Below are 24243 nucleotides of genomic sequence, written 5' to 3' on the forward strand. Positions count from 1 at the left end.
CCTCCGCCCCGGCGGGAAAACGTCCGCTCCGCCGCACGAACGGGCCGGCTTCCCGCTCTGCCGGACGCGGTGGACTGGCCTGAAGGGAGAGCGCCGCTCGTGCTGAGCGTCGACTGCGCGGCCCTGCCCCACGACGTACTGGAGATCGAACTGCCCGCCGATGGGCACCTGTTGTTCTTCACCGAGATCGAGTACCCGCCAGAGTCGTCCGTGGTGCTCCATATCCCTGCCGGAGCACGCGCCACGGAGCGTGCCGCGACGTATGAATTCAACGGTGAGGCCATGGAGGTCAGGGTCTATGAACCACGCACTCTGCATCCCGTGCCCCGACTGACCCTCGACAGCGACTGGCCAGGGGGGCCGCAGACCCGCGCGTACCTGGACGGCGGCGGAGAAGAGGACGCGCTGGACAGTCCTGATCGTGGGCACACGGGAGGACATCGCCGCCCGACAGTATGTCGGCCTCCGGTACGAGCAGCAGTGCTGAGCCGGGCCGCCGGTGAACCGTCGCCCCAGTTGTTCTGAGCACACCGCCGGGAGCCGCCCCCACGTGCACCCCGTGGTCGCCACGGTCCTCACGAAGAAGATCGCCGCCAGCACCTCGCGGTCTCCGTACCGGCGCCGACCACCGCCTTGCGGCCTGGTCGGCGCCTCCGGCACCACCCGCTGAAACAGTCCCCACAGCCTGTCGCGGACCAGGCGATCAACCATCAACACACGTACAGCGCATCGAGATCACCCATTGAGATGATCTCCAAGTAGCGCGGTTCAGCGGCACAGGGCCGTGTCCACGACACCGTCCATGCGCTCCTTCACTGCCTGGCTCGGCTGCACGGTCACGGCGACATTGGCCGCGCGGCCGTCATCGGTGACGCCGCCTCGGGTCTCGTATCCCGTCATGCTGCCGCCGTGGCCCCAGTACACACCGCCGCACGACAGGGGCGTGCTCACGAGTCCCAGCCCGTAACGGGCACCGGCGGGAAAGGGATAACTGGCGGGGACGGTGGTGCGCATCTGGTCGAGCTGAGCCTTCGGGAGGAGGCGGCCGGCCAACAGCGCGGTGAAGAACCGGTTCAGGTCGGAGTTGGTGGAAACCATCTGGCCCGCGGCCCAGGCCCACGAAGGGGCCCATTCCGTGGCATCGACCAGAGGCGCGCCTGCCGAATCCTGGTAGTAGCCCTTGGGATGGCGCTCCCGGATCGTCACCTCTCCTGGGACGGGGAAGTAAGTGTGGCGCAGTCCGATGCGGTTGATGACGCGCTGGTCGATCTCCTCAGCGAGGGGACGGCCGGTGACCTTCTGAACGATCAGGCCGGCCACCAGGTAGTTCGTGTTGCTGTAGGCCCAGTTCGCGCCAGGGGCGAAGTCGGCCTGGTGCCGGAGAGCGAGGTCGAGGAGTTCGCGGGGGTCGTAGTAGCGGATGTCGTCGCTGAGGTACTTGCTGTAGTTGGGAAGTCCGCTGGTGTGCTGGAGCAGTTGGCGAACGGTGATGTGGCGTCCGTCGATCCCGTCCCCGCGGACGAGACCCCGCAGATAGGTGTCGACCGGGGCGTCAAGGCCGATCTTGCCTTCACCGACCAGTTGCAGCATCACCACCGCCGTGAACGACTTGGTGTTGCTGCCCATGCGCACCTGACCGTCCCGGGGCACCGTCCCTCCGGTGGCCAGGTCACCGACCCCTGCGGTGTAGGTGCGGGTGCGGCCGTCACGGTCTCTGACGCTCGCCAGCGCGGCGGGCACGCCGTCGGTGTGCACCAGCGCGTTCAGGCCCATTTGGACGGTGTGCGGCCTGGCGACGGCAGACGCCACGGGCGGGGCCAGGGCGCCCATCGTCATGACGCCGACGGCCAACGTGGCCGCGGCCGGGACGGCTCTGCGCCGACCACTCCGCCGCCCGGACGAACAAAACCTCAGCCATGCCTGCTCACGCACGAGCCAACTCCCATGGAATCATTGGGTAACCACCGGCTTATGGGCCCAGCATCTCGGAAGTCACCACGCGGGACAGTCCTGGTACCCGCCCAGGTCCGGGTAGGGCTAACCCCCGGCCGCTTGGTCGGCGGGGAACAGGGGTGGGGACGCCATGGGCGCGGTGGCCCAGAAGACGCGTCTGGCACTGGCGTAGGGCTCGGTGGTCATGGCCTGGGTGACCAGGTTCATGAATGGCGCGATGCCGGAAGGGGAGATCGACCCGGCGATGAACCAGCCGACGGCCTCCCGGACCAGCTCCAGGCAGGACCAGCGCGACAGCGGGGTGCCGGTCTCGGCGGGTAACTGGAGGGCCAGCGACTTGACTTCGGCGGCCTGCAACGCGGTGAACGAGGCCGGCCGACCGGACCGCTTGCGGTCGGCGAGGGCGAGCAGGCCGCCAGGCCTGATGTGGGGTCTTGTGGCCGTAGGCCAGGTTCTTGAGTCCGTGGTGCTCGGAGGCGGTCAGGGTGGGCGAGACGGCTCGGGCCGCGGGCATGGACGCTCCGCGTTCAAGGGTTGCCAGTACTGCCAACCAGGACTCGGCGCCGGTAGGAGCCGTGATCGGTGGTCGGTGCTTGGCCGAGCGTGGCCGAGCACGGCCGACGTGTCTGGCTGCCGGGTGGGAGCGGATTCGAGGTCAGAGAAGGGTGAGGATGCGGGGGCCGTCCTCGGTGATGGCGATGGTGTGTTCGAAGTGGGCGGCTCGACTGCCGTCGATCGTGCGCAGGGTCCATCCGTCGGGGTCGGTGTGGTAGTCATTGCGCCCTCCGGCCATGAGCATGGGTTCGATGGCGAGAGCGAGGCCATGACGCAGGGGGAAGCCGCGGCCGGGTCGTCCGTGGTTGGGCACGTGGGGGTCTTCGTGCATCTGGCGACCGATGCCGTGGCCGCCGAAGTCGGCGGGCATGCCGCAGTCGGCCTTGCGGGCGACCGTGCTGATGGCATGGGAGATGTCGCCGATCCGATGGCCGACGGTGGCGGCGGCGATGCCGGCGTCCAGGGCCTGCTGGGTGGCGGCGATGAGTTCGAGGTCGGCGGGGCGAGGGGTGCCGACGGTGAAGCTGATCGCGGCGTCGCCGGTCCAGCCGTCTAGTTCGGCTCCACAGTCGATGCTGACCAGGTCGCCGTCGCGCAAGCGGTAGTCGTCGGGGATGCCGTGCGAGACGGCGTCGTTCACGGACGCGCAGATCACTGCAGGGAAGGGGGTCGGGGCGAAGGAGGGCTGGTAGCCCAGGAACGGAGAACGCGCTCCGGCCTTGGTCAGAACGGTGCGGGCGGCTTCGTCGAGCTCACGCAGGCGAACCCCCACAGCTGCCGCCGCGCGGGCGGCTGCGAGTGCATGCGCCACGACGCGTCCGGCTTCTCGCATCGCCTCCAGTGCCGTGTCGGTCTTGATCTCCACCATGTGTCGTGACTCCCTGCGATGCGACGCCATCCAATACTTATACCGGTATTAGTATCACGGGCATGGTGAGAGTTCCTTTGAGTCCGCAAGAGCGGCAACGCGGAGAACGCTTCGGGATCCTGCTCCGCCGGGCGCGCGGTGACCGCAGCATGGTCGACGTGGCAGCAGCCGCCGGGGTGTCCGCTGAAACGCTTCGCAAGATCGAGACCGGCCGGGCCCCGACCCCGGCTTTCTTCACCGTGGCAGCCCTGGCCCACGCGCTGCACCTGTCCCTGGACGACCTGGCCGCCACCTGCGCGGAAGGCGCCGAAAGCGGCGAGCAGGCCATGTCGGCGTGACCGTCAGGCGCGCACCATCCGACTGAGAATCGGATGTTCCTGACGCAGCGCAATCCGGACACTTACGTCAATCTCCGAAGGACTTCGGGCGCCGACCAGAACCTGCTGACGGTTGCCCGTTACCTGGTCGGCCATCCGGGGCTCCGGGGCCTGGACGACATCTTCCAGTCGGACGGCCTAAAGCACCTTCACCAAGCGGCGAGCCTGTACGGCTGAGGCGGGTCGGACGGCTCGGCCGCGCCGCCACCCGCAGAACCGCGACAGCCCAACAGGGCCGCACGCATAGGCCATACGGGTGACGCACGTCGCCGAAGGGGACCCGCGAAACCTGCACAACCGCCCGGGGCGACCTCATCGTAGAAGTCGTGGCGGGAGCACTCGGCGCCGCGTCACCCTTCGGCCGCCACGGCATGCCCGGCAGACGCTGGTGGGGATGGTTGCGATGGCTCGTGCGGCCAGTTGTTGCGCAGGCAGGGGCCATAGGCCGCAGCCAGTTAACCCACCTGGCGGGATGTGGCTGTGCCGATCAGCGTTCCACGAGGTCTCCTGTGCTTCCATCGCGCCAGGAGGCATATGACATGGCTGAAAAGCGACAGCAGGACACCCACTCCCGGCTCCCCCCGTCCCGGCGCCGTGTGCTGGCCGCGGCCGCCGTTGCGTCCGTACTCACCACTGTGCCTGCCAGGGCCCGCGCCCTGTCCGCCGGACCGGAGGACCGCTCCCCGGCCGAGCCGGTAATGACCCAGCCGACGGGCTGGGCGGGCGTGGGTGACGCTCTCGGCCCGACCGGTGACCTGAGGCGGTTCATGCACCACACGGGCTTGCCGTGCCGGGACCGCACGGCCTTCTCTCGCGGCATTCGGATCAACCGCTCGCTCGTTCTGGGCACGCGCGTGTCCTTCATCCGTCACCCGGACGACAGCACGCTTTTGATGGGCGACGCCGTGGTCACCGAGCGCGAACTGCAGATTTTCAGATGTCCACCGCGAGACTGTCGCCGACGGCCGTGCGATCCTGCCTCCGAGACCGGTCGCCACCACTTCCGTCAACTTCCAGCCGCTCGGCGGCGGAAAGGCTGCCCCAAGCGGTGACCTGGTCGTGATCGCCAAGGAAGTCCAACCCGTCCTCGTGGCCCAGCCGCGCGGTGGCGTCAAACTCGTCGAGGCGTACTACCACAACCTCACCGACGATCCACACATGTTCTTCGTCCACAACTGGGCCGTCGGCGATGCCGTCAGCCTCGCCAAGGCCATTCGCCGGGCCGTGGACACCACCAACGTCGTACCCATGCCCGGAGGAGCCGCCTGATGACCGCGGACAACAAGACAAACATCTGCCCGTTCGACTTCAGCGAAGCCCTGGAGTTCGACCCTGTGCTCGCGGACCTGATGGACCGCGAATCCCCCACTCGCATCCGGCTTCCCTACGGCGATTCGGACGCCTGGCTGATCACCGGCTTCGACGCCGTCAAGCAGGTGACCACCGATCACCGGCTCAGCCGGGCCGCGATCATCGGCCACGACTACCCCCGGCTCACCCCGGAGCCCATCGTCTCGCCCGAATCCATCAACGTGATGGACCCGCCGCACAGCAGCCGTGTCCGCCAGCTGGCCTCGCAGGCCTTCACCCAGCAGCAGGTCGACGGAATGCGGAGCCGGATCATCTGGCTCGCGGACGTCCTGCTGGACAGGATGGAGGAGGACGGCTCGCCGGCGGACCTGGTTCAGTACCTCTCCGACCCGCTTCCCCAGCACACCATCCTGGACCTCCTCGGCGTCGAACAGGAGGACTGGCCCCAGATGCAGGAGTCCGTGCGCCAGTTGCTCGTCGTCGGCGAGGGCAACAAGGAGGCCGCGGCCAGCGCCAAGGCCGATCTGACGGCCTACTTCGCCAAACTCGTCGAGCAACGCCGGAGCTCCCCCGGCAAGGACCTCATCAGCGCGATGGCCGCAGCGCGAGACGGCGAGGATCAGCTTGACGACAGGGAACTGGCGGTCATGGCACTGACGCTGACACTCAGCGGCCAGGACACGGCAACATGCCAGATCAGCGACATCGCATACCTGCTCCTGACGCGTCCCGAGCTGATGGAACACCTCAGGCGTCGGCCGGAGTCCCTGACTGACGTCCTGCAGGAGATGCTCCGCCACATCCCGTTCCGCAAGGGGGTCGGTATCCCCCGGGTGGCCCTTGAGGACGTGGAGCTGGACGGCGTACAGATCCGGGCGGGCGAGTTCGTCCACGTGTCGTACCTGACGGCCAACCGTGACCCGAAACGCTTCCCGGACTCACACGTCCTCGACCCCGACCGGCCGTACCAGCCGCACATGACGTTCGGCTGGGGCGGACACCGGTGCATCGCGGTGCCCTTGGCCATGGCGGAGATGGAAGTGGCAATCGGGCGCCTCTTGAAGCGCTTCCCCGGGCTGCGGCTTGCGGTACCGCCTGAGGAAGTACGGTGGGACACGGAGACGATCCGGCGCTTTCCGCTGGAGCTGCCGGTGACCTGGTAGGAACAGGTGTCAGTAGCATCCTCGTCCACCCCTTGTACGAGCCCTGGTCCCGGGCTCAACGATGGGGGGCGAGGATGCTGGTCGTGGAGGGCCGGCGACCGCTGGCGCTCATTCAAAGTGCCCCTGTCCGAGTGGGTCGCCCCGTACGGCAATGCGCGGAGCTTGCGGGGTCCCTACGGTGCGCGATGGCTTCCTGCTTCAGGAACCCGCGCCGCATAGCCATGGCACAAGACTCAGAACAGCGACTGAAGCGACCGAGCGGCCGACAGCGATGAGGTCCGGACAGCGCGCGACTCGCCGCTCGCCATGCCGAAACGACCCGAACCACCTCTGGCGCCGCCCGCCGTGCGGCCAGGACGACGTCGGCGCAGCGATCGCCTTCCTCGACGATGACACCATCCCGCTGGTTCAACGGCGGTGGCCGTCGGCGCCGGGCCGCAATCCACGTGCCGGCGGAGACCACCCGGCACGCGGGACACCTGGACGTCAACGCCCAGGCCAGGACGCATCTCGGACTGCCGAGGGATGGGTTCACCGGTTGCAGTCCTTGGACGGACAGCGGCATGCGATGGCTGGCGACCGGTCGAGCGGACAGTCGGTCGCGGCCAGGGCCATGTGCGACGACCACATCACCCACTGGACCAGACACGGCTACGGCGACTTCGCGGTCAGGGATGCGGCAACGCACGCGCTTCTGGGCCGGGTGGGACTGCGCAATCGGGCCCAGCACGGAATCGACGCCCCTGGCCACCTCGCCGAAGCAGAAGAAGCGGTGGCTGTCGCCGCACTGGTCGCGGCGCAATGCTCCGAAGGTCAACCCGTCGACACGCCCTTCGGCCCAGAAACACCCATGCCGGTGCTTCCCACTGGCCTTCGGGCGCTCGCTGACGAAGCCCGCGCCCGTATCGCCGACGACGAGGCGGGGCCGGCCTCACATTGGGTCGCCCAGGAGGACTGGAAGCGGACACCACCCGCCGCCGGCACCGCTGTCGGGCAGGGGGGCGAGGGCCGCACTGCTCGGCTTGGCACCGGATTACTGCGAAAGCCCGTGCGAACGCGGAGTCGTGGGTGCCCTTGGCTGTGGCCTGAACGAAGTTGCCTGTGTGGATGTCAGGGGGGATGCTGCGCGTTCTGTCCAATCCGTACGGTCCTCGCCGGGCGCTGTATGAGGGCCTGAGTGAGGGTCTCGCCGGCGCCGTAGGTCTCACCGCCGGTGAGCACTGCGACAGGGCCGGTGTACCGGAACCGGTCGGGGTCGGTGCTCGGGCGCCGGCGCCAGGTCCAGGTCCAGGTCCAGGTCCAGGTCCAGGTCCAGGTCCAGGTCCAGGTCCAGGTCCACCAGGGTCCTCACCGGCCCGTCCGTGCACAGCACCACGCTCACCGGCACGGCCTTTGCGTCAAGTCCTGTACCTCTTGGAGGGTCCAGGTTCATGCGGAGGCGGACTCGCTGTCCGGGGAATCCCCGTGTGGGTGGCCTGCGTTCACCGCCGGACCTGCTACTGCGCCAGGCAAGGATCACCGATCGTCGGCTTCCTCCGCTCGCCTTCGGGGGTGAAGGCCAACGATCCGATCCTCGGAACGACCTCCTGCCAAAGCGCACTGCGAGAAGCAGCGGTTGCTCATGCTCGGGCGGCCACGATCCGGCCCCTGGATCGCTGCCGTTCCACAGGTGGAAGACCACCATCGGCTGCCGCGGATCCTCAGTGAGGTAACCAAGCGTCTTCCCGTACAGAGGGTTGTTCCCTCCGAACAGCACAGAGGGAGAGCCGAACTCCGCCGTCACGTCCACCCACGTGCGGTCCACAGCGGCCCACCGCCGGACACGGCCCGTGAGGGTCTCGTACGCCTCCCCGTGAGAACGTGGTCAGGCCGGAGCCAGCCGCGTCGATGCACGAACTCCGCGCACACCGAAGCGAAGGTCACTCGCACAGTCTTCCGCATGAGGAACGCTACGGACCGCGCACGCGGATGGCTGCCGAGGTGGTTGAACGTCAAGCTCAGCTTGTGCTCTAAGGTCTGGCCTCGAACGATGTCCTGGACATGTTCTTGGGGGGTACGCCGCGTGGCACACGGACGGGGTGACAGGTGATCGACTACAACGACGAGGCCCGGGATTATGACACTTCCCGAGGCGGCGAACCGCGAGCGCAGGCGGCGGCGGACGCCTTGGAGCAGTTGCTGCCGCAAGGCCGCTGCACGCTCCTGGATGTCGCGTGCGGCACGGGCATCGTGACCCGGAGACTGCTGCGGGCAGAGCGCACGGTGCTGGGCGTCGACCGTTCACCCGGGATGCTTGGCCTGGCCGCCGAGCGGGTGCCGGGAGGCGTGGTGTACGGCGATGCCACGCGACTTCCTCTTGCGTCGGTCAGTGTGGACGCCGTCGTGAGCGTCTGGCTGCTGCATCTACTGCCGGACCCTGTTGTGGTGCTGAACGAAGCGGCCCGGGTGCTGCGGCCCGGCGGGGTACTGATCACTACCGTCGACAAGGACGACGCGTACTTCGTCGTCGACAGCGACATAGCCCAGGTCACAGCGGAGCTGCGACACCAGTACGTGCCTCGTATGCCTGATCGGGCCTCCCGTGTGCTCGGCTGGGCAGCCGAACACGGTCTGGGGCTCGTCGGCGAGACCGTTTTCCCCGGCACCGGTCAAGGCCGCAGCCCGCGCAGGTGGCGGCAGGTGATCGAGGCAGGCCACATCCCCTGGTGCACGCACGCCGCCCCGCATCAGGTGGCGGAGGTGAGTCGGCGGCTCGCTGCGCTATCGGACCAGGACGCGCCGCGCCCGGACCCGTTGTACCGCCTCATCGCCCTGAAGGCGTGACGCGGCACCGACTCGATCTTTCAAGCGTGGCTCCGAACGACGTCCCGAACGTGGTCGAGGCCGTGGGGGAATGAGTCTGCTGCATCACGATGCCCAGCGAGAGCCGTTCGCTGTGGCGTCAGCCTTCCGGGACGACTTCCATGCGTGTCTGGGCGCTCGGCGTGACGAATTGTTCGGCTGGCGGATGCGCTGCTGTGTGCTGACGAGCCGGTGACGTCCCCGTCGGTCTGACGCTGCTGGCCGAACACCGTCGCGGGCACCGGGCGTTGTACGACGCCCTCAACCGGGGTCGTGTCGATGCCGGGCGGCTGCAGCGGACGCTGGCCGCGCTGCCCCAGCCCGGGCGGCCGATCGGCGGCTGGTGCTGGCCGTGGATGTGAGCAACTGGCTGCGGCCGGACGCGCCGAACAGCGCGGAACGGCTGTTCTGTCACACCTTTGGCCGCGGCCGGGACCATCACCTGATGATCCCGGGCCGGCCGTACTCGTTCGTCGCCGCGCTGGAGTCCGGCCGCACCTCCTGGTGCCACTTGCTCGACGCGGTCCGCCTCGCAACCGAGGACGACGCCGCCGAGGTGACCGCTGTCCAGGTCCGCCAGGTGGTCGAGGGCCTGATCACCGGCAGGCAGTGGCACGACAGTGACCCGGACATCCTGGTCATCTTCGATGCCGGGTACGACGCCCCTCGCATGGCCCACTTGCTGCGTGGCCTGCCCGTCGAGGTGCTCGGCCGCCTGCCGTTCGGACCGGGCCATGCGCAAGCAGGTACCCCGTCCCTGGCTTTCGCCGCCGCAGGGCGGTCGGCCGCCCGAGCACGGCAAGGAGTTCCGCTTCGCCAAGTCCGACACCTGGGGAGATCCGGATGCGGCGATCGTTCAGGTCACCGACCGGTACGGCACTGCGCGGACGATGGCCTGGGACCGTGTCCATCCCCGCCTCACCACCCGATCAGCATGGATCGACCACGACGGCGAACTCCCCCTCATCGAGGGCACCTTGAGCCGCCTGGAGGTCGACCGGCTGCCCAGGCGGTGGCGACCCATGCCAGCGTGGCTGTCGTCTTCGAAGACCGGCATGGCCTCCGCCGACGTCGATGTCCGTTGACAGGCTGTCCTCCACCGATTCGATCTTGAACACACTTTCCGGATGGCCGAGCAAACGCTCGGCTGGACCCGACCGAAGATCCGCACGCCGGAAGCGGCAGACCGCTGGACGTGGCTGATCATCGTTGCCCACACGCAACTCCGGCTCATCAGGCCCCTCGCCGAAGATGTCCGACGCCCATGGGAGCGGCGCGCCCAACCCGGTCGGCTCACCCCGGCCCGCGTCCGCCGCGGGTTCAGGAACCTCCGCGCTCAGCTGCCTTGCCCGGCCCGTGCTCCGAAACCGAGCCGTCCGGGGCCAGGGCGGCCACCCGGCTCGAAGAACCGGGCGACCGGCACCCCGCTATCACGTGGGCAAAACCATCAAACGCCCAGAGACGATCAACGAACGCGAGCGGCTCAGGAACATGAAGCACAAGCTCAGCCGTGCCACGCGGAAAGGGCGTCCGCCGGCGCGGACGCCCTCTGGCCGCGTGGCGGCGCCGAGGCCGACTCAGGAAGAGCCGACCGGCACCTCACCCGTTTTGTCCGCGACGCCCATTCCCAGGAGCGCGCTCTTGGTCGTTCCGAGGTAGACGAGACTCGACGAGTCGAAGACCCAGGCGTAGCCCTTCGGGACGCCGTCGAACGTAAGGCCGATACCCTCCCGCCCTGCGGCATCCTTGACGTGGTCCACAACGCGCACACCCGGGAGCTTGGCGGTGGCACGGTAGAGCGCGGCGCTGAGGTCGGGCAGCAGGGTGGCGTCGTCGAGTATGGCTCCGAGGTTCTCGACGATCACTTCCGTGCTGCGGCTCGCTTCCACATTCTTGGCGTCGCCGGAGAGCTTCTTCAGGAGCGCGTCGGGATCGGTGGGCAGAGCCCGAAGCTGCCGGAAGGCCAGATATCCGGTGCCGATCATGCTCATGACCATCTTCTTGGAAGGGTCGGTGAGCGCAACGCCCTTCCGCAAACCTTCCCGCTTGCCGTCCACCGAATCCCATTGCTCTTGCTGGACGGCCCCCTTGTACCTCTCCACCTTGAAGGTCCCCTTGCGCTTCGCGAGCTGTTCAGGACTGCTGAAATCGACGCCCAACTCACGTGCCGACCCTTGGGACTTGGTGTAGATGTACTGGTCGTCGCGTACCGTGACCGCCGAGTGGTCGGCCGCCGCCAGGGCGATCCGGTCCAGCAGCCGCGTGGCCTTCCGGTGGTCGTCCGCGGTGACACCTGCGGCAGCGGTGTCGCGCTTGCCGTCATGTGCGCTGTCGACCGCCACCACGCCCAGACCCACGACGGTGGCCAATGCCAGTGGCGCCGCGACGAGTACGAGACGCCGGCCGGGGCGCTGACGCGCGGGGGTCACAGGTGAGGTGTTCGGTGAGGTGTTCGTCGCACCCGGCTGATCGCGGGTGGTCTCGTGGGTGATGTGCTCCATCAGGTGTTCCCTCAGTACGCGGTGGCGGTCCCGCGCGAGCACCGGACAGCCCGGCGCGGGCAGCAACTCGGCCATGTCCTGGTAGTCGACCGGGTGATCGCGTCGTCGCGGGTTGGTGTTCATCGCTTCTTCTCCTGCGTGGACCGAGCCGCCTGATGGCGGCTACCCAGTGACTGTCCGACCACGGCCGGGCGTTGCCCTCCGCTCTGCCCGATGCCGCCTTCCGCGCCACGGCTGCCATCCCTGCCGTTCATGGCGCCCGTGCCACCTGTGTTGCCCGTACTGCCTGTGCCACCCGTGCCACCTGTGCTGCCCGTGCCGCCGTCGAGTTCGAGCTCGGTGAGCTTGCGCAGGCGCTTTCTCGCGCGCGAGAGCCGGGCCCGTACGGTGCCGACGGCCACGCCCAGTGCCTCGGCCGCCGTGGCGGCGTCCAGGCCCTCCCACACACAGAGTGTGAACACCTCGCGCTCCCCGCGGCGCATCTTGCTCAACGCCTTCTGCGCGGCGGCCAGTTCCTCTCTGTCGGCCAGGCGCTGTGTCACCTCGTCGGCGAAGTCCAGCACGGGGTCGGGGGGTGGGACTCTGGTGAGCGCGGTCTGGTGTCTTCGCGCCGCCCGCGCGGTATTGCGCGTGACGTTCGTCGCGATCCCCAGCAGCCACGGGCGCAGACTGTCGCCACCCGGCAACACCCGCTCACGCATCCGCCACGCCTCCAGGAACGTCAGCGAGACGATGTCATCGGCCATGACCCAGTTGCCGGTCATCCGGACGGCATGCCGGTGGACCACCGATGCGTGCTCGTCGAAGAGTTGCCTGAACGCATCCGGATCCCCGGCCCGCACGCGGGCCCGCAGTGAAGTCTCCACACTCCTCCCTGTCCTCTGCGCGGACCGCGCTGCGGTGATCCACGTCACACCATGGCTGGATCATCCCTGCACGGCACATCACCGGACCGCTGCAACCATTCCGGCTTCTCGGACCATTCGCCGGTGAACGGCCTGGGGCCTTGGAGGCCACGCCTGGGGGTTTGCGGTCGGAGCATGCCATGCCCTGTGGGATGAGGCCGCGATGGCGCCACATGCGAAGCCGGTGAGGCCGGGCAGTTGGACGGCGTCGATCCAGTCGGGGAACGTTGCATCCCCGGCGGCCGGTGAGCATCTCGCCGAAGTCGCGGACATGCCCGGCTGCGGCGTCCAGCTCGGGGCGGCGGGCCAGGACGTCCCGCAAGGCGACGCGGTCCTCCTCGCCCAGGGCCGTGGCATGGCGGGGGCGAATGGACGTCACCGCCGGTCCAACCGCTCGAACCACTCGGACCACTCGAACCACCAAGGCCTGCGAACCTATGTGGTCACAGCATCAGGCGGCCGTCTCGGCTCACCGGAGATACCCGGCGAGGAAATCGGTGGCGCCTCGTGAGGTGAGCCGTTAGCTTCCGCCTGAGCGCGGTGAGGTACGAGACGCGACGGCGAAGGGAACCAACGCATGGAGACCGAAAGCGTGCGGACCGACCGTTTGGGCTTGCTGCTCAGCCAGTTCGACCAGGCCAGGGAGACGGCGCAGGTGCGGCTGACAGGGCTCGGCGACGAGGAGTACTTGTGGGAGCCGGCGCCTGGTTGCTGGTCGATCCGGCGCCGGGGCGAGGCGGCGACGCCCAGGGCGTTCGGGCCGGGCGAGTGGGTCCTCGACTTGGGCGAGGCGGACATCCCGGCGAGCGAGTACGCCGAGGTCGCCCGGCAGGCCGCCGGCGGCATGACCGTCGCCAAGATCGCCGATGACTGGAGTGTGAGTGCCGAGCGGGTCGAGCAGATCCTCGCCCAGACCGGTACGCCGGAGCCCGACACGACGCCGATCACGACCATCGCGTGGCGGCTGGCGCATCTACACTTCCACTTCGCGGGGGGATGGGAGTGGACCTTCGGTGAACGCCGACAGGAGCCGAAAACGCTGGTCGACTTCACTCCATCCGCCGCCGTGGCACTCGAGCGGTTCTGGGCGCTGATCGACCGCTGGCGCGACGACGTCGCCGCCCTCACCGACGAGCAACTCGACATGGTCGGTTTCTCGCAGTACCCGTACGGCTCCGACCCCGACGACCCATACATTGCCGTGCTGTCGGGGGCCAACCTCGAATTCATCCATCACATGGCCGAGATCGCGTTGCTCCGCGACCTGTGGCGGGCCCGCTTCGCCACTCCCGGGTAGGCCTGGGCGCGCCGCGAGGGTGTTGAATGGCGTTTCAGGCCCTACGCCGACGTGCGGTGCGTAACCCCCAGCGTGAGCTGGCCAGTTGAGCTGACAGGGCAGCGCAGCACCTGGTAGGTGGGTTTCGGCCAAGAAATCCGTCTCCACCGTGGACTTCCTGTACTCATCTACCCGCCCGGCAGCAACGTCCAGCACCACCCTGCGCTTGCCGTCCGCTCGCGGCGGAGGGCATGCCGAGCGGCCCGGTCCGAGACCAGGCCGCCCGTCGCGGCCACGACCTCGGGCAGGATTTCCTGACGGCCGAGCCAGCCTTGCAGCGACCGCCGCTGCCTCGGCTCGGCAATGGCATGTTCCACCATGATCCACCGCTGGGATCGGCGGCGGCTGCTGTCATAGGTCTCGGCGTACGCGCACAGTCCTCGCAGGTACGCGGCCGCAGACCGGCTCGTGTCGTACGGTTCCGCCAGCGCCTGATGCGGCAACGGGAAGCGCGCCACGACGCGTGTCCCGACTACCTGGTCGACGCACACCAGATCGTGGTTCGGGGTCCGGCAGTAGGCGCACGTACCCGGTCACACGGGCGGCGCGAGACGAGAGTACTGCGACATGTCGCGCGTACCCCTGACAATGCCACGCCCTCAACGCGCTCAGCGGTCGTCGCCATGACCGCGGGCGGCCCGCAGGACTGATCGCGGGGCATCAGCCCAGTACGACCTCGCCCGCGTGGACCGCACGCATGGCGCGCGTGACAGTCTCCTGGTTTTCGCCGACCGGAGCCACGTACCCGATGACGTTGCGCGCGGCGTCCTCCCCGAGCATCCGGGTGATCACCCACGTGGCGAGATACTGGGACGCCAGACAGCCGCCCGCTGTAGCGATGTTTCCCTCGGCGTGGAACGGCGCGTCCAGCACGGTGACGTTGCAGGCCTCGACAAAGGGCCGGCTCGTCATGTCCGTGCAAGCCGGCATGCCACCCAGCAACCCGAGGCGCGCGAGCACCAGTGCGCCGGAGCACTGTGAACCGATCAGCTGTCGCGAAGGGTCGAGCGGCAGCCTGGAGATCAGCCGGTCGTCGGCGACCACGTCTCGCGCCTTCACTCCGCTGCCGATCAGCACGACGTCGGCTTCGCTCACGAACTCCATCGGGCGCTGCCCGGTCACCTCGACGCCGTTCATCGACGTGACCACCGGTGTCGGAGTCGTGATGAAGGCTTCCAAGCCGTCCTTACGGCACCGGTTGATCAGCGCGGAAGCGATAAAGCTGTCGAGCTCGTTGAACCCGTCGAAGGTGACCACGGCGCTACCTGCATCACAACTCCTTCAAGTACGGCATCAGGTCCCCAGTCTCCCCAGCGCGCCGTTCCGCAGCGAGGGCCAATCAGCGGCCGGTGGCATGCCTACCGGCGCTCTGCGCGCCGGGCTCCGATCTCCGAGCTTCAGTTCAGTTCAGCTCAGCTCAGCTCAGCGAGAGCGAAATCGTGCTCGCCCTCATCAGTGGGCGCGCACGCGACCGTCCGTCGGCAATCTGCGCTGCATCAAATGCAGCCTCCTCGACGCTCTCGCGCAGTTCTGTCTGATCCAGCACTTCGGCCCGTACCAGCACGCCCGAGACCAGGGCCGATGTACCACCGGTGTCGTCCGTGATCTCCTGACAGTCGGCGAGCCAGGCCCGGATGTCGCGCTCGAAGGCCTGGACCGCGCAGTGGACGCCACGGCGGAGCTTTTTCGGGGCGAGTTCGGCGCACCACCGCTCCACCGGGTTGAGCCAGGACGATCCGGTCGGCGTGAAGCGCAGGTGAAAGCGCGGACGCGCTGCCAGCCATTGCTTGACCGCGGGGCACCTTGTGCGTGACGTAGTTGTTCGGGATCAGGCGGACTTCCAGGCCGGCCGACACCTGTGTCGAGCGTGGTGCCCGCGAGCACGTAGTCGTGGCTGCGGCGCTCAGGCACCTCGGCATGATCGGCAGCACTGGCTGGGACCGGTCCAGCGCCTGGATCTGCGACTTCTCGTCCATCGCCCGCTCGGCAGCAGACAGCACCGCCGGCGGGATCTTCGGCCCAGGACGACTCACACCAGACCAACGACAAATCTCCGACTCAGGACACCAGGGCCTGTCCGGCGGCTCCCCCAGGCGCGTCTGCCCCAGGCTCATCTACGAGAGCCAAAAAAGATTCGGACGGCGATGTCGAGAAACCGTGGCTGGCTCCGTCCCCGTAGTGAACGCGACCACAATGGGTCGGACCAGCACCGAGGAGAAACACGATGGCCAAGTACTTGCTGCTCAAGCACTACCGCGGCGCTCCGGCTGCGGTCAACGACGTGCCGATGGACCAGTGGGCGCCGGAGGAGATCTCGGCCCACGTGCAGTACATGAACGACTTCGCGGCCCGGCTCGAGAAGACCGGCGAGTTCATCGACGGTCAGGCGCTCGCGCCCGAGGGGACGTGGGTGCGGTACGACGGCGAGGGGCGCCCGCCGGTCACCGACGGACCGTTCGCCGAGACCAAGGACCTGATCGCCGGCTGGATGGTGATCGACGTCGACAGCTACGAGCGCGCCGTGGAGCTGGCCGGAGAACTGTCGGCCGCCCCTGGGGCGGGCGGGAAGCCGATCCACGAGTGGCTGGAGCTGCGTCCGTTCCTCGGCGTGCAGCACACCATCACGGAATGATCGCCGACGTGAACGAGGTTCTCCTCCGGAGCCTCACACCGAGCGTGCTCGGCATCCTCGTCCGCCGCGGAGCCGACTTCGCGGCGGCCGAGGACGCCGTGCAGGACGCGCTGGTCGAGGCGGTCCGCGTCTGGCCGGACGATCCGCCACGGGACCCGAAGGGCTGGCTGATCACCGTAGCCTGGCGCCGGTTCCTCGACGCGACCCGGGCGGATGCCGCCCGCCGCCGGCGCGAGGACCTCGTCGACGAGGAGCCGGCGCCCGGGCCCGCGCCCGCGGTGGACGACACGCTCCAGCTCTACTTCCTGTGCGCCCACCCGTCGCTGACGCCGTCGTCCGCGGTCGCGCTCACGCTGCGGGCCGTCGGCGGGCTGACCACCCGCCAGATCGCCCAGGCCTACCTGGTACCCGAGGCGACCATGGCGCAGCGCATCAGCCGGGCCAAGCGCACTGTCTCCGGCGTACGGCTCGACCAGCCAGGTGACGTCGCCACCGTGCTGCGCGTCCTCTACCTGGTCTTCAACGAGGGCTACTCCGGCGACGTCGACCTCGCCGCCGAGGCCATCCGGCTCACCCGGCAGCTCGCGGCCGCGATCGACCACCCGGAGGTGGCGGGGCTGCTCGCCCTCATGCTGCTCCACCACGCCCGGCGCGCCGCCCGGACCGCGCCCGACGGCAGCCTGGTGCCGCTCGCCGAGCAGGACCGCGGCCGGTGGGACACCGAATCGATCGCCGAGGGCGTCGAGATCCTGCAGGCGGCCCTCGTCCGCGACCGGCTGGGCGAATTCCAGGCCCAGGCCGCCATCGCGGCACTCCACGCCGACGCGCCCACCGCCCAGGAGACCGACTGGGTGCAGATCGTCGAGTGGTACGACGAGCTCGCGCGCCTGACCGACAGCCCGGTCGTCCGGCTCAACCGCGCGGTGGCCGTCGGCGAGGCTGACGGACCGCGCGCCGGCCTGGCCGCGCTCGCGGCACTGGACGACGCACTGCCCCGATACAGCGCGGTGGCAGCCTACCTCCACGAGCGCGACGGCGACCTGAGCACGGCGGCACGGCTGTACACCAAGGCGGCCCAGAAGGCACCCAACCTCGCCGAACGCAACCACCTGACGCGCCAGGCCGCCCGGCTCAACGCCCGCGGGGGTCGTTGACGGTCGCAGTCGGACACCGCGAGTCTCTTGCCCTTCAGTCGGTGCGTTACCGGCTCCCCCTCGTAGTGAACAGTGGGACCGTCCGCTGTGGGCTCGCCCGCGTCGCAATGCGGCTGCGCGCCCGTTCCGGCATCCGCGTGGAACCAAGGCGGCGGCCGGGTTCGGGCTCGGACGTCGTTGGAACGACTCGGGCGGTCGCTTCACACGGTCACTGACTTTCCCCGCAACGTAGCGAGTACATTTCGACGGTGTTTCCGGCGGTGTACCGAACTTGGGATTTGGTCAAGAATGAGATTCAAGCCTTGTCGCCCGTCGGATCACCGACACACCATGTGCCGAACATAACGACCTTGTCAGCAGGAGGCCCGGGTGTCCGCTGGTCTGTCCAAAATAGAGATGGATACCACCACTCTCGCAGCGGAGTCCGAGCGGAACAAACTCCGCAAACACTTCGGCCGCTTCGACATCCTGTTCTTCCTGGTCTGCACCCTCGTCGGCCTCGACACCATCGGTACGGTAGCCGCCTCCGGAGCGGAGGCGTTCACTTGGCTGATCGTGCTGGCCGTCATCTTTTTCGTCCCGTCAGCACTGCTCACCGCGGAACTGGGCACGGCCTTCGCCGAGGAGGGCGGCCCGTACATCTGGACCAGCCGGGCCTTCGGGCGGCTGGCCGGAGCAGTCAACAACTTCCTCTACTGGGTGACCAATCCGGTCTGGCTCGGCGGCACTCTCTCCGTCTCGGCGGTCGCCGCGTTCACCACCTTCTTCAATGACGGCAAGGATCTGAGCACGCCCGCCTTCTACGTCTTCACCCTGCTATTCATCTGGGTGGGCGTGCTCGCGGCGATCCTCTCCTTCGACGTCGGCAAGTGGATCCCCACCGCCGGGGCGTGGTCCCGTTTCGTGCTGCTCGGCCTGTTCACGCTCACCGTGGTCATCTACGCCTTCAAGCACGGCCTGCATGGTTTCGGCTTCGGCGACTTCTCCCCGACGTATGCCGGATTCGTCGGTCTGGTCCCGGTCCTGATGTTCAACTACGTCGGCTTCGAATTGCCCAACACCGCGGGCGACGAGATGACCGACGCGCAGAAGGACGTCCCGTACGGCATCTTCCGCGCCGCCGGGCTCGGCGTGCTGCTGTACGGTCTGCCGATTCTCGGCATCCTGCTGGTCCTCCCGGTCAAGGCCATCACCGGTCTCGGCGGCTTCCTCGACGCCATCCGCCAGGTTTTCACCGTCTACGGCGGCCACGTCGCCTCCGACGGCACGGTCACCCTCAGTGGGGCCGGGTCCGTGCTGGGCGGTCTGGCCGCGGTGATGTTCATCCTGACTGTGCTCTCCTCGGGCGTCACCTGGATCATGGGATCGGACCGTGCGCTGGCGGTCTCCGGGTACGACGGTGCCGCGCCGCGCGGCCTGGGTGTGATCTCCGAACGGTTCGGCACGCCGGTGCGGGTCAACCTGCTCAGCGGAGTGCTCTCCACCGGCGTGCTGGTCCTCGCCCACCAGCTCACCGGTGGTGACGCGGGCAAGCTCTTCGGCGCCGTGCTCGGGCTCGCCGTCTCCACGACGCTCATCAGCTATCTCGGCATCTTCCCGGCGCTGCCGGTGCTCCGCCGCAAGTACCCACAGGTGGAGCGGGCCTACCGGGCTCCCGCTGCCTGGCCGATCACGATCGTGCTGACGCTGCTGATCCTGTTCGCCTCGGTGCAACTGCTGGTCCCGGGCGCGCCCTTCGACTGGTTCAGCTCGGACTTCCGACCGGACGGCTGGAGTTACAGCGAGCGCTGGACCTATCTGCTGACGGAGGCGGTGCCGCTGGCCGTCTTCATCGTCACGGGCGTGATCTTCTGGGCACTTGGCGCACCGACCCGCGCCGAGACCAAGAAGACAGCCGCCCCAGAAGTGACTCCGGGTTGAGCGCCAGCTCGCCCTCCCCCATCGGTCCCGGTCACGACCGACACCATCTCCCGGCGAGCCGGCCCGGCCACTGGCCGAAGTCGGAGTCGGAGTCCGCGCTCGCTGTGGTGAACCGCGCCCTGAAGGCACCCTGCCAGGTCTGGACCCGCTGATACTGATGCTCAATCCGTCTTGGCAGAGCCGTACGACGCGACGACATCACTGACCGTGAACAATTTCATCCGAGGTGCTCACTTCCTGACGCCTCAGGCTGCCCCGCAATGATCAACTGACTCGACGCGGTCAGCATCAGGGATGTGCTCCTCTTTCCAGACCGGGAGTTCGGCCCACGCATTGATCATTTCACCGTGGCTCGGGCCAGGCCCCTCCTCCAGATTCTCGACCGCCGGCCAGTCGGCGTCGCCACCACAGGTCAGGACGCCACTGCCGATGAGCGGCGAACGGATCCGGCAGCGTGCGCTCGACGTACCTGGTGTCCAGGGCACGCACTCGGTGTTCCAGTTCGACGCGGGCCTGGGCGGGCAACTGCCGCAGGACCTCCCCGAGCACGTCGCGTGCGTGCCGCACGTCGTCGAAGGAGCAGCCGCGGCATGAACACTCCGCATCCTGCGGATACAGAGGTCGTCGGCCGGGTGGTTGCAGAAACGCTCGATACCGTCGCAGCGCACGGTCGGTGGCGCCGGGGTAGACGTAATAGTCGTCCGAGAGCCTCTCTACTCGCCCTATCGCGACGCTGGTTCGGGCAGAGAGGCCGTGGATCCGGTCCGGAGGCAAGCCCCACGCGGCCCGGAGAGACTGTTCAGCGCGCAGCGCGCCGGGCCGCTTACGCGGCATCGGCCTTTCGGTACATGGACATGAGCATCATCATGTCAGCGTATACGGCCCGACGGTTGTCAGGACGCCGCATCCGGTATCGGTCCATCACCCCCAGGGCTCAAACCCGCATGTTGTCCGGGGCGGAGTGGAGGACAGCCCTTGGGCGGCACCCCGGGGCACATCCCGGAGCGACGTGTCCGGCGTTCTCGGTCGGACAAGGTGAGCGCGGTCCTGTCGTCGGCGGCCGTAACGTCGACCGCGTGTCGACTCCGACGATCGGCAGACGCCCTGGGTGCCAGTCCGGCACAAGCGGCGGACAAGTGCGTGAACCTTGACAACGGGAGGCTGTGCGTGGCCATTACGCCCGTCAATGCCCAGGGGGCCATACAGGTGATCTACGAGAAGACAGGAGGGGCGCCGGTCTACGGACATCTGGCCGACTTGGATCGGTCCGGGTTACGTGGAAGGTGCCTTGTGGTCAGACCGGTACGGGCGTCTCAGCACCGGGTATGTGAAGGTGAACTGACGGCTGTTGACCCGATCGGCGGGATGCCGGAGGCCCCGGTGTTCCAGAGGCCTCCGGTGGTCGCAGTCGGTCAGGGGCTGTCGAGGGGCCGGGGTGCACCGGCCCGCAGTCACCTTGACACACCGTTGATCACTTGCCGGTGATCCCGCCAGTGGCTCCGCTCAGACGGTCGACCGGCCCTGAACCGCAACACCCTGTGTCACGACGCAGCGCCGCGATGTCCGTGTCAGGACCTACCCTGGACGCATGATCACTGGTGGGCACATCATCGTATACAGCCGTGATGCGGAAGCGGACCGGGTCTTCTTCAGGGATGTTCTGGAGTATCCGCATGTCGACGTGGGAGGTGGCTGGCTGATCTTCAAGCTTCCGCCGACCGAGATCGCCGTGCATCCCACGGACGGCCCGGAGACACAGGAGCTCTACCTGATGTGCGATGACGTCGACGCAACCGTGCAGAGCCTGACCGCGAAGGGAGTGGAGTTCACGCAGCCCGTTACCGACGCGCGCTGGGGGCGGCTGACCAAGTTCCGTCTACCGGGTGGCGGCGAGGTGGGCCTGTACGAGCCCCGCCATGAGCTGGCTATCGACTTGTGAGCCATCCCGGCACTCGGGATTCGTTCCCGACCTCACCAAACGCCGGCGAGCGGAAAAGTCACCAGCAGGAACGCGTCCCTGGAACGCCTGCGTCAGATGCCCTGCCGGTCGTCACTGCGGCTGGCGCAGTCCGGCGATGAGGAGGCCGACGAGTCGGCGTGCGTCGTAGCGCGGATCGCTGTCCGCACCGACGCAGAGGTTGCCCACGCCTCGCATCAGCTCAAGGCCTTCCAGGCCGGGGAGGATCTCGCCGCGACCGGCCGCGGCGTCGAGCAGTTGGTTGCACACGGGCACGAGCCGGTCGAGGAAGTAGGCGTGCAGCGTGTCGAAACCGGCGTTGTCGGGCTGCAGCACGGCAGCCAGTCCGTGCTTCGTGACGAGGAAGTCGACGAAGAGGTCGATCCACTGCCCCAGCGCGGCATACGGAGTGGCGCAGCTCGCCAGGAGAACCGGACCGGCGTCGGCGCAGGCGTCGACCTGGTGACGGTAGACCGCGACGATGAGGTCCGCGCGTGTCGGGAAGTGCCGGTAGATCGTGCCCATACCCACGCCGGCCTTGGCCGCGATGTCGCGTACCGGCGCCTCTACGCCCGAGGTGACGAAGACTGCGGCGGCAGCATCCAGCAAGGTCTGTCGATTACGCCGGGCATCCTTGCGCTGGGATCCCGGTGCACTTCCCGCGCCCTGACCGCTGTCGTTCACCGCGGCGATCCTTCCATGAGACGTGCGAAACGGAACGGTGCCTCGTATCGCCTTCGGAGCGAGGTTCCATTTTCCTGCATTGTGGCAGACCACGGGATGGGCTCCCAAGCCGTCTGCCGCCGACAGGCTTCGCCCGGACGAACACCCCGAGCGCAGAGAAGATCGATCGGCCTTCCTGTTGAGGCCCCCCATACAGTGGCCAGCCACTCCTGCGGAGCCGAGACGGCGGGCACGTTGCTGGGCGCCCATCCTCGACTTCGACGGTGTTCCCGGTGAGGACATGTCCGACTCCCCGCGTCACGGCCGGTGTCCTGCTCGCCCTGGCCGGCCTGTGCGCCGACCTGACCCCGTTCACCGTTGAGCCAGTCGCTTCGCCGGCTCGCTGCGACACGAGTGAGGCGGGCTGTTGGTGAGCCGAGCGCGAAGATCACAACACGTACCCTTATGCACATGGTTGAGCATCGAATGGTTGACGTGAACGGCGTTCGGCTGCACATCGCCGAGCAAGGCGACGGCCCCTTGGTAGTGCTCCTGCACGGCTTCCCTGAGTCATGGCACTCCTGGCACCGCCAGTTCGGCCCACTGGCCGATGCGGGCTTCCGAGTGGTTGCCCCGGACCAGCGTGGATACGGACGCAGCGACCATCCCGACGACGTCGACGCGTACACCATCCTCCACTTGGTCGGCGACGTCGTCGGACTGATCCATGCCCTGGGCGAGGAGAAGGCGTACGTCGTCGGGCACGACTGGGGCGCGCCGGTCGCCTGGCACACCGCGCTGCTGCGACCGGACATGGTGCTCGGGGTGGCGGGCCTGAGCGTGCCGCCCCCGTTCCGGGGGACGGAGCCTCCATTGCCGGCCATGGAGAAGAGGTTCGAAGGCCGCTTCTACTGGAACTACTTCAACCGCCCGGGTGTCGCCGACGCCGAGTTCGCCAAGGACACCCGCACCGCGTTGCGGAAGTTCTTCTATTCGGCCTCCGGCGACGCTCCGGGCACCGGCGAGGGCATGCAGCCGCTGGTCGACCCCGAGCGAGGCTGGCTCGCGGCCATGCCGGACCCCGAGGTGCTGCCGGACTGGTTCACCGAGGAGGACCTCGACGCGCTCACCGAGAGTTTCTCCAAGGGCTTCACCGGAGCCCTCAACTGGTACCGCAACCTCGACCGCAACTGGGAACTGACCGCTCCCTGGCACGGCGCCGTCGTCACCCCGCCCGCCCTGTACATCTACGGCGACCGCGACTTGGTTCCGGCGTTCCCCGGCACTCCCGAACTCATCGAGCGCCTCCCCGACCTCATGCCCAACCTCTGGCGCAAGCCCCTCAAACTGGCCGGCTGTGGACACTGGACTCAGCAGGAACGCCCGGACGAGGTGAGCGCGGCGCTCATGGCATTCCTCAGGTCCTGTGCCTGAGCTTGGCCTGAGGTGGCGCTTCAGGCCCATGGTGCTGGTGGGATCGGTGATGGCGACCGGTGGTGCTAGGTCGTTCTCCCGCGGGGCGTCGCGCCCGCCGTGGTGAGGAGATCGGCAGTTTCGGGACAAGGGCCTTTGAGTGCCCACTCCAGTGGGGACCAGCCTGTGCCGTGATCTTCTCGGAGATTGGGATCGGCGCCGTGCGCCAGCAGTTCGCGCACCGTCTCGGTGTGCCCCCAGCATGCGGCCGCGCACAGGGGTGTGCCGTCCGCGCCGAGTCCGCTGCTCTCGGTGTCAGGAGAGGCCCCGGCCGCCAGGAGTAGGCGGGCGATCTCGACTTCCCCGTTCACGCATGCCTCATAGAGAGGGGTGGTGCCCTCGATGTCGGCTCGTTCTGGGTCGGCTCCCGCCCTCAGAACCGCCTTCACGCGGGCGGTGTCACCCACCAGAATCGCTTCGAGGAGGCGGTGGGTGAGCTTCTTGTGCTGCCGCTGGTTCATGACCGCAAAAGTTAGCGACCGGGCGCGTGGCGGGGCCAGTCAGTTCCACCCGTTGATGGCCGCGACCAGCATGGTTGCCCCCCAGCGGACCACAAGCCTGAAATTTCCCTTGGGAACGTCGCACGGGCCACGGCAGGATGGTCGCGTTACCAGCCATGCGAGGGGAACGGTGA

Annotated in this window: 26 protein-coding genes and 3 pseudogenes; 17 read left to right on the forward strand and 12 right to left on the reverse strand. The window is 68.1% G+C overall.

Annotated elements, in window-relative coordinates; all coding sequences use genetic code 11:
• Positions 1 to 99 precede the first annotated feature (99 nt).
• A complete protein-coding gene (locus tag ACZ7M2_RS33055; protein WP_471598655.1) occupies positions 100 to 525 on the forward strand; it encodes a hypothetical protein in 426 nt (141 codons plus the stop codon).
• 9 nt (positions 526 to 534) lie between these two features.
• Here ACZ7M2_RS33055 and ACZ7M2_RS33060 read toward each other — a convergent pair.
• From ACZ7M2_RS33060 to map, 4 genes and pseudogenes are all read right to left on the reverse strand, one after another.
• A pseudogene (locus ACZ7M2_RS33060) lies at positions 535 to 711 on the reverse strand (transposase); the annotation flags it as partial.
• A gap of 57 nt (positions 712 to 768) precedes the next feature.
• Complete coding sequence (locus ACZ7M2_RS33065) at positions 769 to 1836, reverse strand: serine hydrolase domain-containing protein (protein WP_471598420.1); 1068 nt, start codon at positions 1834 to 1836, stop codon at positions 769 to 771.
• A 201-nt stretch (positions 1837 to 2037) separates the two neighbouring features.
• A complete protein-coding gene (locus tag ACZ7M2_RS33070) occupies positions 2038 to 2310 on the reverse strand; it encodes a hypothetical protein (protein ID WP_471598421.1) in 273 nt (90 codons plus the stop codon).
• A gap of 298 nt (positions 2311 to 2608) precedes the next feature.
• Positions 2609 to 3376, reverse strand: a complete 768-nt coding sequence (map, locus tag ACZ7M2_RS33075; RefSeq protein WP_352048914.1) for a type I methionyl aminopeptidase — start codon at positions 3374 to 3376, stop codon at positions 2609 to 2611.
• 62 nt (positions 3377 to 3438) lie between these two features.
• On the opposite strand from map, the gene ACZ7M2_RS33080 reads away from it, so the two are divergent.
• The 6 genes from ACZ7M2_RS33080 to ACZ7M2_RS33105 all read left to right on the forward strand — a co-directional run bounded on the left by ACZ7M2_RS33080 (position 3439) and on the right by ACZ7M2_RS33105 (position 7404).
• Complete coding sequence (locus tag ACZ7M2_RS33080) at positions 3439 to 3714, forward strand: helix-turn-helix domain-containing protein (RefSeq protein WP_471598422.1); 276 nt, start codon at positions 3439 to 3441, stop codon at positions 3712 to 3714.
• A 33-nt stretch (positions 3715 to 3747) separates the two neighbouring features.
• Positions 3748 to 3930: a hypothetical protein gene (locus ACZ7M2_RS33085; protein ID WP_471598423.1), complete on the forward strand. Its 183-nt coding sequence runs from the start codon at positions 3748 to 3750 to the stop codon at positions 3928 to 3930.
• Between the two features lie 521 nt (positions 3931 to 4451).
• Entirely contained in the window at positions 4452 to 4805 is a 354-nt protein-coding gene (locus ACZ7M2_RS33090) for a DUF1259 domain-containing protein (protein WP_471598424.1), read from the forward strand.
• A complete protein-coding gene (locus ACZ7M2_RS33095; protein ID WP_471598642.1) occupies positions 4729 to 5022 on the forward strand; it encodes a DUF1259 domain-containing protein in 294 nt (97 codons plus the stop codon). The genes ACZ7M2_RS33090 and ACZ7M2_RS33095 overlap by 77 nt, the downstream gene beginning before the upstream one ends.
• Complete coding sequence (locus tag ACZ7M2_RS33100) at positions 5022 to 6227, forward strand: cytochrome P450 (protein WP_471598425.1); 1206 nt, start codon at positions 5022 to 5024, stop codon at positions 6225 to 6227. Before ACZ7M2_RS33095 ends, ACZ7M2_RS33100 begins: the two co-directional genes overlap by 1 nt.
• Positions 6228 to 6840: 613 nt before the next feature.
• A complete protein-coding gene (locus tag ACZ7M2_RS33105; RefSeq protein ID WP_471598643.1) occupies positions 6841 to 7404 on the forward strand; it encodes a DUF4259 domain-containing protein in 564 nt (187 codons plus the stop codon).
• A gap of 27 nt (positions 7405 to 7431) precedes the next feature.
• Here ACZ7M2_RS33105 and ACZ7M2_RS33110 read toward each other — a convergent pair whose 3' ends face one another.
• Positions 7432 to 7608, reverse strand: coding sequence for a hypothetical protein (locus ACZ7M2_RS33110; protein ID WP_471598426.1), 177 nt, complete (start codon positions 7606 to 7608; stop codon positions 7432 to 7434).
• A 704-nt stretch (positions 7609 to 8312) separates the two neighbouring features.
• On the opposite strand from ACZ7M2_RS33110, the gene ACZ7M2_RS33115 reads away from it, so the two are divergent.
• Together ACZ7M2_RS33115 and ACZ7M2_RS33120 are read left to right on the forward strand one after the other, a co-directional pair.
• Positions 8313 to 9050: a class I SAM-dependent methyltransferase gene (locus tag ACZ7M2_RS33115; RefSeq protein WP_471598427.1), complete on the forward strand. Its 738-nt coding sequence runs from the start codon at positions 8313 to 8315 to the stop codon at positions 9048 to 9050.
• A 70-nt stretch (positions 9051 to 9120) separates the two neighbouring features.
• Positions 9121 to 10556: pseudogene (locus tag ACZ7M2_RS33120) on the forward strand (NF041680 family putative transposase); the annotation flags it as partial.
• Between the two features lie 89 nt (positions 10557 to 10645).
• On the opposite strand, the gene ACZ7M2_RS33125 reads toward ACZ7M2_RS33120, so the two are convergent.
• Together ACZ7M2_RS33125 and ACZ7M2_RS33130 are read right to left on the reverse strand one after the other, a co-directional pair.
• Positions 10646 to 11692: a CU044_5270 family protein gene (locus ACZ7M2_RS33125; RefSeq protein WP_471598428.1), complete on the reverse strand. Its 1047-nt coding sequence runs from the start codon at positions 11690 to 11692 to the stop codon at positions 10646 to 10648.
• Complete coding sequence (locus ACZ7M2_RS33130; protein WP_471598429.1) at positions 11689 to 12435, reverse strand: RNA polymerase sigma factor; 747 nt, start codon at positions 12433 to 12435, stop codon at positions 11689 to 11691. Before ACZ7M2_RS33130 ends, ACZ7M2_RS33125 begins: the two co-directional genes overlap by 4 nt.
• 202 nt (positions 12436 to 12637) lie before the next feature.
• Here ACZ7M2_RS33130 and ACZ7M2_RS33135 point away from each other — a divergent pair, with 202 nt between their 5' ends.
• Complete coding sequence (locus ACZ7M2_RS33135) at positions 12638 to 12985, forward strand: hypothetical protein (RefSeq protein ID WP_471598430.1); 348 nt, start codon at positions 12638 to 12640, stop codon at positions 12983 to 12985.
• A gap of 66 nt (positions 12986 to 13051) precedes the next feature.
• Positions 13052 to 13771 carry a DinB family protein gene (locus ACZ7M2_RS33140; protein ID WP_471598431.1) on the forward strand — a complete coding sequence of 240 codons (720 nt, stop codon included), beginning with the start codon at positions 13052 to 13054 and terminating at the stop codon, positions 13769 to 13771.
• Positions 13772 to 13938: 167 nt separating this feature from the next.
• On the opposite strand, the gene ACZ7M2_RS33145 is transcribed toward ACZ7M2_RS33140, so the two are convergent.
• From ACZ7M2_RS33145 to ACZ7M2_RS33155, 3 genes and pseudogenes are all read right to left on the reverse strand, one after another.
• Positions 13939 to 14268 (reverse strand): hypothetical protein, encoded by a 330-nt coding sequence (locus ACZ7M2_RS33145; protein ID WP_471598432.1) that lies wholly within the window; start codon positions 14266 to 14268, stop codon positions 13939 to 13941.
• Between the two features lie 202 nt (positions 14269 to 14470).
• Positions 14471 to 15067 carry a type 1 glutamine amidotransferase family protein gene (locus ACZ7M2_RS33150; RefSeq protein ID WP_471598433.1) on the reverse strand — a complete coding sequence of 199 codons (597 nt, stop codon included), beginning with the start codon at positions 15065 to 15067 and terminating at the stop codon, positions 14471 to 14473.
• A 361-nt stretch (positions 15068 to 15428) separates the two neighbouring features.
• Positions 15429 to 15786: pseudogene (locus ACZ7M2_RS33155) on the reverse strand (transposase); the annotation flags it as partial.
• 248 nt (positions 15787 to 16034) lie between these two features.
• Between ACZ7M2_RS33155 and ACZ7M2_RS33160 the strand changes: the two are divergent.
• From ACZ7M2_RS33160 to ACZ7M2_RS33180, 5 genes are all read left to right on the forward strand, one after another.
• Complete coding sequence (locus tag ACZ7M2_RS33160; RefSeq protein ID WP_352048906.1) at positions 16035 to 16442, forward strand: YciI family protein; 408 nt, start codon at positions 16035 to 16037, stop codon at positions 16440 to 16442.
• An 8-nt stretch (positions 16443 to 16450) separates the two neighbouring features.
• Positions 16451 to 17596 (forward strand): RNA polymerase sigma factor, encoded by a 1146-nt coding sequence (locus ACZ7M2_RS33165; protein WP_471598644.1) that lies wholly within the window; start codon positions 16451 to 16453, stop codon positions 17594 to 17596.
• A gap of 396 nt (positions 17597 to 17992) precedes the next feature.
• Positions 17993 to 19516, forward strand: coding sequence for an APC family permease (locus tag ACZ7M2_RS33170; protein WP_471598434.1), 1524 nt, complete (start codon positions 17993 to 17995; stop codon positions 19514 to 19516).
• Positions 19517 to 19945: 429 nt separating this feature from the next.
• On the forward strand, positions 19946 to 20110 hold the full coding sequence (locus ACZ7M2_RS33175; protein WP_471598435.1) for a hypothetical protein: 165 nt from the start codon (positions 19946 to 19948) through the stop codon (positions 20108 to 20110).
• A gap of 994 nt (positions 20111 to 21104) precedes the next feature.
• Complete coding sequence (locus tag ACZ7M2_RS33180; RefSeq protein WP_352048903.1) at positions 21105 to 21455, forward strand: VOC family protein; 351 nt, start codon at positions 21105 to 21107, stop codon at positions 21453 to 21455.
• A 111-nt stretch (positions 21456 to 21566) separates the two neighbouring features.
• Here ACZ7M2_RS33180 and ACZ7M2_RS33185 read toward each other — a convergent pair whose 3' ends face one another.
• The gene (locus ACZ7M2_RS33185) at positions 21567 to 22157 is read right to left on the reverse strand and encodes a TetR/AcrR family transcriptional regulator (protein ID WP_471598436.1); all 591 of its coding nucleotides are present in this window, start codon (positions 22155 to 22157) and stop codon (positions 21567 to 21569) included.
• A 450-nt stretch (positions 22158 to 22607) separates the two neighbouring features.
• Here ACZ7M2_RS33185 and ACZ7M2_RS33190 point away from each other — a divergent pair, with 450 nt between their 5' ends.
• Positions 22608 to 23570: an alpha/beta fold hydrolase gene (locus ACZ7M2_RS33190; RefSeq protein ID WP_471598437.1), complete on the forward strand. Its 963-nt coding sequence runs from the start codon at positions 22608 to 22610 to the stop codon at positions 23568 to 23570.
• 65 nt (positions 23571 to 23635) lie between these two features.
• On the opposite strand, the gene ACZ7M2_RS33195 is transcribed toward ACZ7M2_RS33190, so the two are convergent.
• Positions 23636 to 24070 (reverse strand): ankyrin repeat domain-containing protein, encoded by a 435-nt coding sequence (locus ACZ7M2_RS33195; RefSeq protein WP_471598438.1) that lies wholly within the window; start codon positions 24068 to 24070, stop codon positions 23636 to 23638.
• Positions 24071 to 24243: the final 173 nt, after the last annotated feature.

The organism is Streptomyces sp. NPDC111507 (genome assembly GCF_055638955.1).

Coding starts and splice junctions, on each gene's coding strand:
- ACZ7M2_RS33065 (WP_471598420.1), bottom strand. CDS start 1,836: ATGACGATGGGCGCCCTGGCCCCGCCCGTGGCGTCTGCCGTCGCCAGG.
- map (WP_352048914.1), bottom strand. CDS start 3,376: ATGGTGGAGATCAAGACCGACACGGCACTGGAGGCGATGCGAGAAGCC.
- ACZ7M2_RS33080 (WP_471598422.1), top strand. CDS start 3,439: ATGGTGAGAGTTCCTTTGAGTCCGCAAGAGCGGCAACGCGGAGAACGC.
- ACZ7M2_RS33085 (WP_471598423.1), top strand. CDS start 3,748: ATGTTCCTGACGCAGCGCAATCCGGACACTTACGTCAATCTCCGAAGG.
- ACZ7M2_RS33090 (WP_471598424.1), top strand. CDS start 4,452: ATGACCCAGCCGACGGGCTGGGCGGGCGTGGGTGACGCTCTCGGCCCG.
- ACZ7M2_RS33100 (WP_471598425.1), top strand. CDS start 5,022: ATGACCGCGGACAACAAGACAAACATCTGCCCGTTCGACTTCAGCGAA.
- ACZ7M2_RS33105 (WP_471598643.1), top strand. CDS start 6,841: ATGTGCGACGACCACATCACCCACTGGACCAGACACGGCTACGGCGAC.
- ACZ7M2_RS33125 (WP_471598428.1), bottom strand. CDS start 11,692: ATGAACACCAACCCGCGACGACGCGATCACCCGGTCGACTACCAGGAC.
- ACZ7M2_RS33135 (WP_471598430.1), top strand. CDS start 12,638: ATGGCGCCACATGCGAAGCCGGTGAGGCCGGGCAGTTGGACGGCGTCG.
- ACZ7M2_RS33140 (WP_471598431.1), top strand. CDS start 13,052: ATGGAGACCGAAAGCGTGCGGACCGACCGTTTGGGCTTGCTGCTCAGC.
- ACZ7M2_RS33160 (WP_352048906.1), top strand. CDS start 16,035: ATGGCCAAGTACTTGCTGCTCAAGCACTACCGCGGCGCTCCGGCTGCG.
- ACZ7M2_RS33170 (WP_471598434.1), top strand. CDS start 17,993: ATGGATACCACCACTCTCGCAGCGGAGTCCGAGCGGAACAAACTCCGC.
- ACZ7M2_RS33175 (WP_471598435.1), top strand. CDS start 19,946: ATGAGCGGCGAACGGATCCGGCAGCGTGCGCTCGACGTACCTGGTGTC.
- ACZ7M2_RS33180 (WP_352048903.1), top strand. CDS start 21,105: ATGATCACTGGTGGGCACATCATCGTATACAGCCGTGATGCGGAAGCG.
- ACZ7M2_RS33190 (WP_471598437.1), top strand. CDS start 22,608: ATGGTTGAGCATCGAATGGTTGACGTGAACGGCGTTCGGCTGCACATC.
- ACZ7M2_RS33195 (WP_471598438.1), bottom strand. CDS start 24,070: ATGAACCAGCGGCAGCACAAGAAGCTCACCCACCGCCTCCTCGAAGCG.